The following is a 15,184-nucleotide window of genomic DNA, read 5'->3' as shown; positions in this document are numbered from 1 at the left end:
GGTGTTCCAACACATTACGATTGAGCAGCAAGCCCAGCTCATAGCTACGCACGGCACAGACACCTATACGGTGATCCCTGCAGTGGCGAAACAGGCCTACTACCCGGTTTCCTCGGCTCAAAAACGGCTGTATATTTTGAGCCATCTGGAAGGTGGGGATGTCAGCTACAACATGCCGGGTGTGTTAACGGTGGAAGGTCCGCTCCAGGCAGATCGACTGGAGGCTGCGTTCCGTCAGTTAATTGACCGTCATGAAACGTTGCGGACTTCCTTTGAAATGGTGGAAGGCGAGGTCGTTCAGCGGGTTTACGATCAGGTTGAATTTGCAGTAGAACGTCTGCAGGTCAGTGAATCCGAAGCCGAAGCGTATATCGAGTCATTTGTACGCAGCTTTGATCTTCGACATGCACCGCTGCTGCGTGTTCGTCTCATTCAAACCGGACCAGGGCGCCACCTTTTGATGTACGACATGCACCATATTATTTCGGATGGTGTATCGTCTGACAATATCGTGCAGGAGCTGGTACAGCTGTACGAGGAGCAAGAATTGGAGCCGTTGCAAATTCAGTACAAGGACTTTGCCGTGTGGCAGCAGCAGGAAATGCAGCGTGAGTCATACCAACGCCGGGAACATTTCTGGCTGGAGCATTTAGCCGGAGAATTACCAGTACTGGATCTGCCGATTGCTTATCCAAGACCTGCTGTTCGCAGCTTCGAGGGAGCACTGTATGAATTTACAGTTGACCCGAATGTATCCGAGCAGCTGCACCGAATTGTGGCTCAGACCGGAAGCACGCTATACATGGTACTTTTGAGTGCTTACACCGTTCTATTATCCAAATACAGTGGTCAGGACGATTTGATTATCGGTACTCCGGTAGCAGGCCGCCTGCTGCCTGAGCTGGAGCCACTTATCGGAATGTTCGTCAATACGCTAGCCATCCGGCATCAGCCGAAGGGCAGCCAAACATTCCACAGCTACTTGCTGGAAGTCAGAGATCGTACGCTGCAAGCCTTCGAGCATCAGGATTATCCACTTGAAGAGTTGGTGGAAAAGCTGGATGTAGCACGGGATGCAAGCCGTAATCCGTTGTTTGACACCATGTTTGTACTGCAAAATACAGAGTCGCAGGAAGCGAAGCTTGAGACCCTGTCCTTCAGTCCATATGTTCAGGAGCATAGCATCTCCAAATTTGATTTGACCTTGTCCATGAGCGATGAAGACGGGGTAATCAAGGGTTCCTTTGAATATTGCACAAAGCTGTTTGGAACAGACGCTATTGAACGATTAACCGAAGATTTGATAGCGATTCTGTCACAGGTTGGGGAAAACCCAGATCTGCTGTTAAGCGATATTCAGGTGACCTCCGACGACAAGCCGGAAGGTTTCTCACCGGATTCCATCGACTTTGTTTTCTAAATCAGTTTTCTAAAATGCAATGATTTCACTTTGCGTGTGCAGAGGGCGGCGGCTTGTCCGACTGCCCTTGCCTGCAAAGTATTATTTTTCCGACACAACGGTCATTTACGTATCAACAACGCACCATTCCAACCGGGGCACAGGCCCCATAAAGCAGGAGGGATGTCATTGAAAGCCTTATTTGAGAAGGAAAAAAATTACTGGAGTCATAAGCTGGAATCTGAGGATCATATCATCTGCCTGCCATACACCAACAACGTGTCCAAGGATACAACTGCAACGAGCTCAAATTCCCATACGTACACGCTCACATTTCCATCTGAAATTTCCGGGCGAATATCGTCTATAACAGGTGGCGCTCCATGGGCTGTGTTTATGATTCTGCTTGCTGGAGTAGAAAGCCTATTACATAAATACACAGGTGAGGAACGTGTGCTGCTGGGCATCCCGGTAGCCAAGTCTGGCAACGGTGCTACAAAGCCGATGAATCATCTACTTTTACTGAAAAACACGCTGGATTCCACAACGACCTTCAAAGCCTTGCTGTCTCAAATCAAAACCTCCGTCAGCGAAGCTATTGAGCACCAAAATATTCCTTTTTGGAACTATACCGAGGGGCTTGAAATTCCACGTAACGAGGATGAACAGCCTCTTATTCACACCACGGCGTCCCTGCAAAATATCCATATTCCCGATTTTTTGAATCATGTACAGTCTGAGCTGGATTTTCAATTTCAATGGGAAAATGCAGCTGTTTCTCTGAACGTGAAGTATAATAGCGACCGTTATAACGAGACGACGATTGAACGCTTTGTTGAGCAGCTGTTGCGGTTGTACACCATTGTTTTGCATCAGCCAGAGCTGGCGATTTCCGCAGCACAAGTGCTGTCAGAGCAAGAAGTGGAGCAACTGGTTCATACTTTCAACGATACAGCTGCGGATTATCCACGTCATGCGTCCATTCATGAGTTGTTCGAGAAACAGGCAAAGCAGACACCGCAGCAGGTGGCGGTAGTGTTCGGAAGAGACAGCCTGACCTATGGAGAATTGAACGAAAAGGCCAATCGTCTGGCTCATACACTACGTAAGCAGGGGATCTGCACCGAGCAGACTGTCGGCATTGTGGCTGAACGCTCGATTGAGATGATCGTCGGTATGCTCGCGATCCTCAAAGCAGGCGGAGCGTATGTGCCGATTGACTCCGATTACCCGGACGAACGCGTGCGCTATTTGCTGGAGGATTCCGATGCCAAAATACTGCTGGTACAGCGAATGGAACATCGGCCCGCTGATTTTACAGGAACTGTGCTCGACCTGAGCGATTCCGCAATCTATGGAACGGATGATGCTCATCGTATCGATCCTGTTTTGCTGAACGATAACGGGACGTATACTGACACAGCTGACATAGGATACGTGGATTGCTTAAACCCGCTCTATTCCATTTCCGCTAATTCTGGGCTTGCTTCTACTACAACCACGCAATCAGAACAAGCGAAGGCAACCGCTGCTGATCGCTTGGCATACATCATGTACACCTCAGGGACAACAGGCCAGCCGAAAGGCGTTATGGTGGAGCACCGCAATGTCGTGCGTCTGGTGAAAAATACAAACTATGCGCAATTGGATACTGATACGCGCATTTTGCAGACCGGGGCTGTTGTCTTCGACGCGTCCACCTTCGAAATTTGGGGTGCGCTATTGAATGGTGGACAGCTGGTACTGGTGAGTCAGGATGTCATATTGGACGCGCCGAAGCTCAAGGAAGCTGTTCGCAGCCATGGCATTACCACGATGTGGCTGACAGCGCCGCTCTTTAACCAACTGTCCCAGCAGGACCTGGAACTGTTTGAGGGGATACGGGAGCTGCTGGTCGGCGGTGATGTGCTGTCCGTCCCGCCTATTAATCGGGTGCTGGAGGCCCATCCTTCCCTGCGGATCATCAACGGCTACGGGCCGACAGAAAACACGACCTTTTCCACAACACATGCGATTACTGGCGTGCAATCAGAATCAGTGCCGATTGGCAGCCCGATCCATAACTCGACGGCGTATGTCGTAGACCGTTCGATGCAGCTCCAGCCTATCGGGGCATGGGGTGAGCTACTCGTCGGCGGTGACGGGGTGGCACGTGGATACCGCAACCGCCCGGACCTGACGGCCGAAAAGTTCATAGATAGTCCGTTCCGCAGTGGAGAACGCTGCTACCGTACAGGCGACTTGGTGCGGTGGAGTGCGAACGGGACGCTGGAATACAAGGGACGGATCGACGCACAGGTGAAAATCCGGGGCTACCGGATCGAGCTGGGCGAGGTGGAAACGCAGCTGTTAAAGTTGGAGGCGGTGCGAGAAGCCGTCGTGATTGCACGAGAGGATGAGCAGGGGCAAAAGCAGCTCTGTGCTTATGTGGTGACCCATGGGGATGTAGCGGCAAGTGAGCTGCGAAGCGCTTTGAACCAGGAGCTGCCGGGCTACATGGTGCCGTCGTATTTCGTGCAGCTGGAGCAATTGCCACTGACGCCCAACGGCAAGGTGGATCGCCGGGCGTTGCCGCAGCCGGAGGGAAGTGTAAGCTCAGGCGCAGAATATGTACCTCCTCAAAATCAATTACAAGTACAACTGGTGAGTATCTGGAAAGATGTGCTGGAGCTTGAGCGCATCGGGATTAAGGATAACTTTTTTGAAGCAGGAGGGCACTCCCTGCGGGCGACACATGTCATATCGCTTATTCATAAGGAACTGCATAAAAATGTGCAGCTAAAGGACCTGTTTCAGCACCCGACGATTGAACAGCTTGCACATGTTATTGAAGCGCTGGAGCAAACCACCTATGAATCCATACCTGTTTCGGAGAATAAGCCATTTTATGCGGTATCCTCGGCACAAAAACGGATGTATATCCTCAATCAGCTTGATGGAGCGGGAATTAGCTATAACATCCCTGGTGCTCTGACACTGACCGGTTCACTTGATCATAAGACACTGGATAATGCGTTCCGCCAGCTTATTGACCGCCATGAAACATTGCGTACAAGCTTTGAGACCATGAACGGTGAACCTGTCCAGCGAGTACATGACGAGGTTCCTTTTCGCATGGAGTTGATTCATGCCCACGGAGCTGACCCTAAGGAGACGGATGAGCTGGTACGCGACTTTGTCCAGCCGTTCGATCTTGGACAGGCTCCGCTATTCCGAGTCGGTATGATTGAAACAGATCCAGAGCATCATATTTTGCTGCTGGATATGCACCACATTATTTCGGACGGTACCTCTATAAATGTGCTGATTCAGGACTTCATCCGTTTATATGCAGGCGACACGCTGCCACCGCTGCGCATTCAGTATAAGGACTACGCCGCCTGGCAACAGGATCAGCAGCAAAGTGAACGCTACCGGCAGCAGGAAAGCTACTGGCTGAATACCTTCGTGGGAGAGCTGCCCGTGCTGGATATACCGACCGATTATCCACGTCCGGCGGTGAGAAGCTTTGAAGGAGATGTGCTGGAATTTACGCTCAATCAACGGCAGAGCGAAGGTTTAAAAAGCATTGCGGTACAGACGGAATCGACATTATATATGGTGCTATTGGCTGCTTATACGGCTTTGCTTAGCCACTACAGCGGGCAAGAGGATATTATCGTCGGTTCGCCGATTGCGGGGCGGCCCCATGCTGATCTTGGCAGTCTGATCGGGATGTTCGTGAATACACTGGCGATCCGCAATTACCCGGAAGGCGGGAAAACCTTCCGCGATTATGTGCTGGAGGTCAAGGAAAACGCGTTGAAAGCTTTTGAGCATCAGGATTACCCGTTTGAAGAGCTGGTGGACAAGCTGGGCGTGGATCGAGATTTAAGCCGTAATCCGCTATTTGATACCATGTTTGCTCTGCAAAATCTGGAGCAAAAGGAGCAGCAGCTGGAAGGATTGCAATTGACACCCTATCCGAGTGAACAAACGGCGGCGAAATTTGATTTGAGTCTGTTCGCGCTGGAGGATGGGGAGCAAATTGCTTGCGGTCTCCAATATGGAACCCGGTTGTACAAACGGGAAACTATCGAACGACTTGCGATACATTTGCAGCAGCTTATCCATGCAGTTATAGACCAGCCGGATATCGTTCTTTCGGCTATAGAAATGGTTTCGTCCCGTGAAAAAGAACAGATTGTGCAGCAATTCAACGATACCGTAGCAGATTATCCATATCCACGGAATAAAGCGCTGCATGTGTTGTTCGAGGAACATGCAGCACAATCACCGGATCGGCTGGCAGTTACCTTTGCGGACACACAGCTCACCTACCGCGAGCTGAATGAACGTTCCACTCGTCTGGCACACACATTGGTTTCCCATGGAATACGGCGCGGCTCCGAACCGGAGATACAGCGGGTGGGGATTATGGCTGAACGTTCTATTGAATTGATCGTGGGTATGCTGGCGATTTTGAAGGCTGGAGGGGCTTACGTTCCCATTGATCCCGATTATCCTGAGGAGCGTATCCGTTATTTACTGGAGGATTCCGGTGCGGGGCTGTTACTGTCACAGCGACGTGAGCAGGTTCTTTTTGAACCAGGTATTCCGGTCATAGATTTGAGTGATGAACAACTATGGAGCAGCGAAAATGTATTTGACGATCCTACGGATGAAGCTGCTGTTACTCCCATTGAGGGATCTTCCTCAGATCTTGCGCATGTCATGTACACCTCTGGTACAACAGGAAAACCGAAGGGCGTTATGATCGAGCACCGTAATATCGTGCGTTTGGTAAAAAATAAAAGCCATGCCACACTCGACGAAAATACGCGTTTGCTGCAAACGGGTGCAGTGGTGTTCGATGCCTCCACGTTTGAAATCTGGGGAACGCTGCTGAACGGGGGTCAACTGTATCTGGTGAGCTATGACACCATTTTGGACACTGCCAAGCTCAAACAGGCAATTGACAAGCACAACATTAATACGTTGTTCCTGACCACGCCTTTATTCAATCAGCATTCACAGCAAGATATTGGATTGTTTGCGTCCCTGAAGGAATTGATCGTGGGCGGTGATGTGTTATCCGTACCACATATCAACCGTGTGCTGAAGGAGTACCCGCAGCTTCGTGTGATCAATGCTTACGGTCCAACGGAGAACGCCACCTTCTCCACCACCTATGACATTACAGAACCGCAAACCCAGGCGGTGCCCATTGGACGTCCAATTCATCATTCGACCACTTATGTGGTAAATCGTTCGTTGAAGCTGCAGCCTGTCGGGGCATGGGGGGAGCTGATCGTCGGTGGTGACGGCGTGGCGCGAGGATATCTGAATCGGCCGGAGCTAACGGCGGAAAAGTTTATAGAAAGTCCATTCCGGCCCGGAGAGTACTGCTATCGTACAGGGGATTTGGCGCGTTGGCGTGCAGATGGCGTATTGGAGTACAAGGGACGAATGGATGAGCAGGTCAAAATTCGTGGCTACCGTATCGAGTTGGGTGAAATTGAGACCCGATTATCCACCATTGCAGGTGTGAAGGAATCCATTGTTACAGTACGGCAGGACGATAACGGGCAAAAACAGCTGTGTGCATATTTCGTAACAGACAGCGAATTGAGCGCCAGCGACTTACGTAACGTTTTGTCACAGGATCTGCCTGGCTATATGGTGCCTTCCTACTTTGTGCAGCTTTCCGAGTTGCCTTTGACGCCGAACGGTAAAGTAGACCGCAAGGCATTGCCTGCACCTGAGCACAATGTGGATACAGGCATGGATTATGTGGCACCCGAAACCGATGTCCAGCAAGCGCTGGCTGCGGCTTGGGGGGCAATTCTTGGTATCCAGCGAGTTGGCATACAGGATAACTTTTTCCATCTGGGTGGTGACTCCATCAAGGCCATTCAAGTGTCGTCCCGATTGTTCCAGGCTGGATACAAGCTGGAAATGAAGGACTTGTTCAAATACCCGACGATCGCGGGGTTAAGTACACATATTCAGCCTGTTAACCGGATAGCGGAGCAGGGCGAAGTTACAGGACGTGTTTTGCTTACACCGATTCAGCGCTGGTTTTTTGAACAGCCAACGGCAGAGCCGCACTACTTTAACCAATCTGTCATGCTCTATCGACAGGAAGGCTATGCTGAACAGGCACTTCGGCAGGCGCTCAATCATCTTACGGCTCACCATGATGCATTGCGTATCGTTTTTCGTTCGTCGGAGAACGGGTGTACGGCATGGAACCGCAGTGTAGAGGAAGGCGAAACATATCATCTGGAGAGCTTTGATTATAGGGATAGCCACGTAAACGAGGGAGATTTGGCGAAGGTTATTGAAGCGAAATGCAATGAAATTCAATCCGGCATTTCTCTAAGTGAAGGGCCTCTCATGAGGCTGGGGCTGTTCCGTTGTCCAGATGGAGATCATCTGCTGGTAGTGATTCATCATTTGGCAGTGGACGGGGTATCCTGGCGCATTTTATTCGAGGATTTGGCGACTGCTTATGAGCAAGCCTCCAAGGGTGAACAGGTGATTCAGTTGCCTCATAAAACGGATTCGTTCCAAACGTGGGCCGAGCAACTGTACGCTTATGCCGACAGTCCAGTCATTGAACGTGAGCGGGCGTATTGGGAGGAGCTTGGGCAAGCGGAACTGTCTCCTTTGCCGCAGGATTACAGGCATAACGAGCACGAAAAGCCGTTGATTGGCGACAGTGAGTCGGTTACGGCTGTATGGACAAGTGCGGAGACAGAGCAGCTGCTCAAGCAGGCCAATCGTGCCTTCCGCACGGAGGTTAACGACCTGTTGCTGACGGCTGTAGGGATGGCATTGCAAGCGTGGAGCGGAAATGAGCGTTTCCTGATTCATCTGGAGGGGCATGGGCGCGAAGCCATTTTACCTGAGGTGGACATTACCCGGACGGTAGGATGGTTTACAAGCCAATATCCTATTTTGCTCGATATGCCGGAAGAAGTTGCTCTTTCGCAACGGATTAAGCATGTGAAGGAAGGACTGCGCAGCATCCCGCAAAAAGGGATCGGCTATGGCGTACTGAAATACTTAGCCGATCGCCAGGGACAGGCAGCATCTCCAGCCATTTTTACAGCAGATCCTGAAATCAGCTTTAACTATTTGGGACAGTTCGATCAGGATATGAAGGGGAACGACCTGCAGTCATCCTCTTTCGGTGGGGGCATGCCGCTTAGTCCAACCATGGCACGGACGTATACGCTGGATTTTAGCGGCATGATTTCGGGTGGCCAGCTGGGTTTGACGATCAGCTATAGCCGTACCAGCTATCGACCGGAGACGATAGAGCGATTGGCGAAATTACTGGAATCGAGCCTGCGTGAAATTTTGACGCATTGCATCCATAAAGAACACCCGGAGCTGACCCCAAGTGATATTTCCTATAAAGGACTGAGTGTGGAAGGCTTGGACAGCCTGTTATCCGAAATGGGTACTGCGGGTGAAGTAGACAATGTATATGCACTGACCCCGATGCAAAAGGGGATGCTATTTCATAGCCAGCTCGATAGTCAAGCAGCCGCGAATGATGCATATTTTGAGCAGTTCTCTTACGATTTGCGAGGTCAGTTGGACATCCAGGCTTTTGCAGAAAGCATGAATATACTGGTTCGGCGGCATGAGGCGCTGCGTACACACTTTTACTTTGGCCGGGATACAGAACCGTTGCAGGTTGTGTATCGAAGCCGGGATTGCGGCTTTCAATATAAAGATTTACGCAAGCTGGATGTGGATCAAAGGGATACCTGGCTGAAAAGCTTCAAGCTGGAAAATAAAGCACGGGGCTTTGATCTGCGTCGGGATGTTCTGCTGCGTGTGGCGATTTTGCGCACCGGAGAAGACAGCTACCATTTTGTATGGAGCTTCCATCATATCGTCATGGACGGCTGGTGCCTGTCCCTTGTGAACAAAGAAGTGTTTGAGAGCTATGCTGCACTTCAAGAAGGCAGAGTGCCAGAGCTGGCGCCGGCAGTGCCATACAGCAGCTTTATTGAATGGCTGGAAGCGCAGGATCGCGAGGTGGCAGCAGACTACTGGAGCAGCTATTTGTCCGGGTATGAGCAGCAAACAGCACTACCTGCTGTAAAATCCGGTCGCAAGAGTGAAGGCTACACTGCCAGCGATTGGGTGACGGATTTGGAGCGTGAGCTGACCACCCGGGTGGAGGAGACGGCTAAGCGGTATCAGGTGACCATGAATACGTTATTACAAACTGCATGGGGGATTGTGCTGCAAAAATATAACGATCACAATGATGCCGTATTTGGCAGTGTTGTCTCAGGCCGTCCATCGGATATTAGCGGGGCGGAGAATATTATCGGTTTGTTCATTAATACCATTCCAGTCCGCATCCGTAGCGAGGCAGGGGAATCTTTTGCAGAAGTCATGAAGAAAATGCAGGAACAGGCGTTGGCCTCTCATGCATACGATACGTATCCACTGTTTGAAATTCAGGCATTGACTGACCAGAAGCAGAATTTAATTCAGCATATTATGGTGTTTGAAAATTATCCGGTGGATGAGCAGGTCGAGCAATTGGGCCAAAATGACGAGGCTCCTTTCGTGATTGACAACGTGACGGTTTTTGAACAGACGAACTACGATTTTAATCTTGCAGTGATGCCGGGTGAGGCGCTGCGTCTCAGCTTCGGCTATAACACACAGGTTTATGATGTAGCTGATATTCGCCGAATCGCCGGGCACTTTATTCATCTGTTGGAGCAAGTTACAGTCAACCCGAACATCGCTGTAAGCGAAATAAAACTGACAACACCGCAGGAAGAGTCTGAAATCCTGAACGTGTTTAACAGAGGTGCTTCACCAAATACGATATCGGATGATACGACGAGGTATACCTTGCACCGGTTGTTTGAGCAACAGGCTGCACGTACACCGGATCACATCGCTGTTGTATTTGAGGATGCGAAACTCACCTACCGTGAGTTAAACGAACGGGCCAATCAGCTGGCGAGAACACTTCGTAGTCAGGGGGTGAAGCCTGATCAGCGTGTCGGGCTGCTAGCAGAGCGTTCCATTGAAATGATTGTCGGCCTGCTGGCGATTCTTAAGGCAGGCGGCGCTTATGTGCCAATCGATCCGGAATATCCAGCCGATCGTATTCGTTATATGCTGGAGGATTCGGGCGCACCCATCATATTACTGCAACAGGCACTGGCAGATCGCATTTCCTTTGGTGGAGTTATCGTAGCGCTGGATGATCCTCAGGCCTACGCACAAGACGGCTCCAACCTAGTAGCCGTTACCGGGCCGGAGCAGCTCATGTATGTATTGTACACCTCAGGAACGACAGGACAGCCCAAAGGGGTCATGGTCGCTCATCGGAGTGTAGCCAACACGGTGAGCTGGTTTGCTGAGCGTTATGCGGCGTATGTCACACACCGACTGATTTTAACGGCAGAATATACGTTTGACCCGAGCGTGGAGCAAATCTTCGGGGTCTTGCTTCACGGGGGTGAGCTGCATTGCATCCGGCGTGAAACGCTATTGAGCAAGCAACTGCTTCTGGAGTATATCACCAGCCAGGAAATCGGCCTGCTGGACATTCCTCCAGTGCTGATGAGAGAATTTCTGGCCAATGAGCCGAAAATCCCTTGCCTGAATACGTTAATTTGCGGAGGTGAGCGGCTGGAAGATTCATTGAAGGAAAAAATCGTTATAAAAGGGTATAGCTTGCATAACCATTATGGACCGACAGAAACGACCATTGATGCGCTGGCTGCCGTTTGCGAGCCGGGAACAGCGGTACATCTGGGCAGGCCGATCCGTCATACGGGAGCATATATCCTGAATAGCGATAAACAACTCCAGCCTGTCGGGGTGATCGGAGAATTGTTCATTTCAGGTGCAGGTTTGGCCAAAGGCTATCTGAACCGTCCAGAGCTGACCGCCGAGAAATTTATAGACCATCCGTATGCACCCGGTCAAAAAATGTATGCTACAGGCGACTTGGCCCGCTGGCTTCCAGACGGCAACGTCGAGTTCGTCGGACGGATCGACGATCAGGTCAAAATTCGCGGCTATCGCATTGAACTGGGCGAAGTGGAAGCGCAACTGGCAAACGTACCATCTGTGAGGGATAGTGTGGTCATCGCCTTGCGGGATGGAGCAGGCCAACAGCAATTATGCGGATATTTTACAGCCGATGAGCAGCTGACCGTCCGTGAGATTCGAGGCGTGTTGTCAGCCACTCTGCCGGGCTATATGATTCCATCCGCATTTGTACAGCTGGATCGTATTCCGCTGACGACTAACGGTAAGATCGACCGCAAAGCGTTACCTGCGCCAGAAACAACGCTGCACACAGGTACAGAATATGTGGCGCCGCGAACAGATGTGGAGCAGTTGCTAGCAACAATTTGGCAGGAAGTGCTCGAAATCCCGCAAGTGGGTGTCCACGATGACTTCTTCACGTTGGGAGGGCATTCCTTGAAGGTGCTAGAGCTCATTCGTAAAGTTCACCTTGCCTCAGACATCGAGCTACCTATTCGTAGTGTTCTGGAGTTCCCAACCATAGAAGAACAGGCACTCGCATTATTGAAATCAGATTTGGAATCCAAGGCAGATAGTCCAATCATTCAATTGAATGAACATGGTCCTGTCTCCATCTTCTGCTTTCCGCCAATGCTCGGATACGGGCTGTCGTTCGCTGAGTTGGCGAAACAACTGGATCAGGACGCAGTCGTCTATGGATTGGAGTTCATAGATGATGCTGCGGATGAGCAGGAAATGTTGGCACGGTATGTTGATTTGATCGTCAGCACGCAAGCGCAAGGTCCTTATGTGCTGCTTGGTTATTCCATGGGCGGTAATCTAGCGCATAAAGTTGCCGATGCGTTGGAGCGTCAAGGCCATGCTGTATCTGACATTTTTATGATCGACTCGGTCAAAAGCACAGAAGCCCTGTCCTTCACAGCGGAAGAAACAGAGCAGGAGATTCATGCTATGCTGGAGCAGGTTCCCGAATCCTACCGTGAGCTGTTAAATGACACGTACCAACGTAAAATGATTGCTTACGCGGTGTATGGCAACCAGCTTCTGAATACAGAGAGCGTTCAGGCGAATATTCACGGCTTTGTCGCGGCTGGATCAGAAACGGTTAAGGGAACAGGAGACAACCGACTTTTATGGAAAAACGCTACACAAGGCAGCTATGCAGAGTACACCTTGATTGGCGGTCACTATGAGGTGCTGGAACCTGGCTTTATCGAGGAAAATGTAAAAAGTATTCGTGCCACAATACAAAATATAACCCGGAACAGGGCACAAAATATGATTCATCCTGGCTCATCAAAACCAATGGTCGATGATTTGTCTGAAATTCGTTAATTATGATTTGTCAGAATCCTGATCGAACATGTAAGAAGCCTACCGCTTACGCGATTCGATCAGGATTCGCTCTATCATCTGCCCGCCCCTATGGGAAGTGCGATGATTCCATAGCGCCATGCTGGTTGCTCCAAGACCGACCGGAATGACCTGCTCCGCTATGCAATCACCGCACCGTTAATGAATCAACTATTTCATCAAAAATGGCTATACAAGCTGAACTTAAAAAATTCACATCAAAAACGGAGTGGTCGGAATGGTGCTGTACAAGCGATAGCGGTCGCCTTTGCCCCCAGATTTCGACCATTGTGAGTTCATTCAAAAAATCTGGGGGCAACAGCGATGGGAAGCACCATCCGCCTGCGCAGTGGCACACCATGTGAATTTTTGACTAGGCTTGTATAGACCACTTCACACGTAAGGATGGTACTTCACATGAAGAAAAAAGGCATTTTTTGCCTATCAGCATTCATAGCATCGTTGTTTTTCTGGAACCTGCTCATTGCTCCGGCATGGGCAGCAAACAGCATAACGCCGGATCAAATGGAAAAGACAGTGGACCAAATCATGAGTACGGAGCTGGAAAAATTGCATATTCCGGGGGCCGCTGTCGTTGTGACCCAAGGTGATCAGATTTACTTCAGCAAAGGGTACGGATATGCGGACCTGGAGCAGAAGACGGCTTTCGACCCGACCAAGACGATTGTACCCGTCGGCTCGCTGACCAAGTCGTTCAGTGCAACCGCCGCTATGCAACTGGTAGAGCAGAACAAGCTTGATCTAAACCAGGACGTGAACAACTATCTCAAAAGCTATAAAGCTTCTCAATTTCAAAATCAGCCTTTCAATCTGCATCAGCTTTTGACACACACATCTGGATTGGACGAAGCGGTGTATGGCATTAACAGTCCGACCAAAGCAGGCTCTTTGCCCACAGATCAGTATCTCAGTACCTATTTTCAAAATCAGCCTCCCATTCGTAAGCCCGGCGTTCAGTATGACTACAGTAATGTGGCCTACGGGCTGGTTGGTAATCTGGTGGAGCAAGTGAGCGGTCAAGGACTGGATGATTACCTCTGTACACATCTGTTCCAGACGATGGATATGCCTAGCGCGACACTGGATTTGCCGCTAAACAATCCGGCATTGGCTCAATCGTATCAGTGGAACGATGGAGTATACCAGAAGCAACCTTTTTCTTATATCAATCTGCCTGGAGCGGGGGCGCTAAACGTCACGCCAAATGAATTTTCACATTATCTGATCACTCATTTGAATGAAGGAAAGTATGGGGAACAGGTGGTGCTCCAGCCACAAACCGCAGAAGCCATGCATGCACTGCAATTTGCAGCTGATGCGCGTCTGGATGGCGTGGGCTACGGATTTTTTCGCGGTCAACTGGAGACGGGAGTACCCATGCTGTGGGCTACAGGGGAAATTGATGATTTTATTTCCGAAATGGTACTGATTCCATCCCGAAAAATAGGTATTTTTGTAACCATCAATGCGGCTGATCGGGCACCCTGCTTCATGGAGAAGTCATAAATTCGATAGCCAAATTGCTGCCCGCAGAGTCGCAGGCTGCTCCTCGATCATTGGCTCGTTCTGCCACGGAAGTGAAGCTTTCGCCAGAGGTTGAGGGAGTATATCAGGTAAGTCTGAACCCCGTTCATGGTTGGGGCAAATGGATTCGGATGCTGGGAAGCATTAAATACACCGTTAGCATTCAGGATGATCACACGTTGATCGTCAACGGAGAGTACCCAAATGAAATGAAACAACGGACAAAATCTTTCAAGCGGCAGGCGATGGGCTGTTTGCGGAAAAGGAGGACAGCTTAAAATTTTGCTGTATCAGCAAAACGGTACATGGATGATGATCGCCCCGGATAGCAAGACCATGAAGCAGACGACACTTTGGCACCGTACCTGGACATTACTTGTCAGCTACGCTGCGCCTCCTTGTTTTTCATCACAACCCTGCTGATTTGGATCGTAAGGTATGTGATAAGAGCTATCCGCAAAAATAAAGCTCACATTTCTTCCACCCTTGCATTCATCGCGTTACTTAATACGATATTTCTCGGCGTGCAGTTTAATTATGGTAACAGTCAGATTGTATATGGCTATCCCGCCTGGTATATCTTGGGGATTTGCACGCTTCCGTTGATTTCAGCCCTAATTGCCGTATGGGTATTGATCGTGAACAGCGCAAGGCTGATTACAGGAGAGAGGAAGGCCAGAGCCACCGGAAAAGCCCTGTTTGCGATCATCACGTTATTGCACACGGTATATCTTTTTTACTGGAACTTCCTTCCTGTTCATTACTCCTAAACATTTACAAAACATCGCATGTCCGAACATAAATGAATGCTAGAATTTGTATTTGATCCCCCTCATCGGGGCCATAACCAACAAACAG

General features: G+C 50.0%; 5 protein-coding genes. All 5 read left to right on the top strand.

Annotated elements, in window-relative coordinates:
* Position 1: 1 nt before the first annotated feature.
* The 5 genes from ASL14_RS29730 to ASL14_RS28600 all read left to right on the top strand — a co-directional run bounded on the left by ASL14_RS29730 (position 2) and on the right by ASL14_RS28600 (position 15,096).
* Positions 2-1,420: a condensation domain-containing protein gene (locus ASL14_RS29730; protein ID WP_442953273.1), complete on the top strand. Its 1,419-nt coding sequence runs from the start codon at positions 2-4 to the stop codon at positions 1,418-1,420.
* 168 nt (positions 1,421-1,588) lie between these two features.
* A complete protein-coding gene (locus ASL14_RS25360) occupies positions 1,589-12,763 on the top strand; it encodes a non-ribosomal peptide synthetase (protein ID WP_134914262.1) in 11,175 nt (3,724 codons plus the stop codon).
* Positions 12,764-13,198: 435 nt separating this feature from the next.
* The gene (locus ASL14_RS28610) at positions 13,199-14,308 is read left to right on the top strand and encodes a serine hydrolase domain-containing protein (protein ID WP_223264139.1); all 1,110 of its coding nucleotides are present in this window, start codon (positions 13,199-13,201) and stop codon (positions 14,306-14,308) included.
* A gap of 50 nt (positions 14,309-14,358) precedes the next feature.
* Positions 14,359-14,604 (top strand): hypothetical protein, encoded by a 246-nt coding sequence (locus ASL14_RS28605; protein ID WP_223264138.1) that lies wholly within the window; start codon positions 14,359-14,361, stop codon positions 14,602-14,604.
* 75 nt (positions 14,605-14,679) lie between these two features.
* Entirely contained in the window at positions 14,680-15,096 is a 417-nt protein-coding gene (locus tag ASL14_RS28600; protein ID WP_223264137.1) for a hypothetical protein, read from the top strand.
* Positions 15,097-15,184: the final 88 nt, after the last annotated feature.

Source organism: Paenibacillus sp. IHB B 3084 (assembly GCF_001447315.1).
Classification (GTDB): domain Bacteria; phylum Bacillota; class Bacilli; order Paenibacillales; family Paenibacillaceae; genus Paenibacillus.
Note: the sequence above shows the minus strand (reverse complement) of the source record. Positions and strands in the feature narration are given on the sequence as shown.

Excerpts from the sequence above, each read along its gene's own strand:
- ASL14_RS28610 (WP_223264139.1), top strand. The coding sequence starts at position 13,199 with ATGAAGAAAAAAGGCATTTTTTGCCTATCAGCATTCATAGCATCGTTG.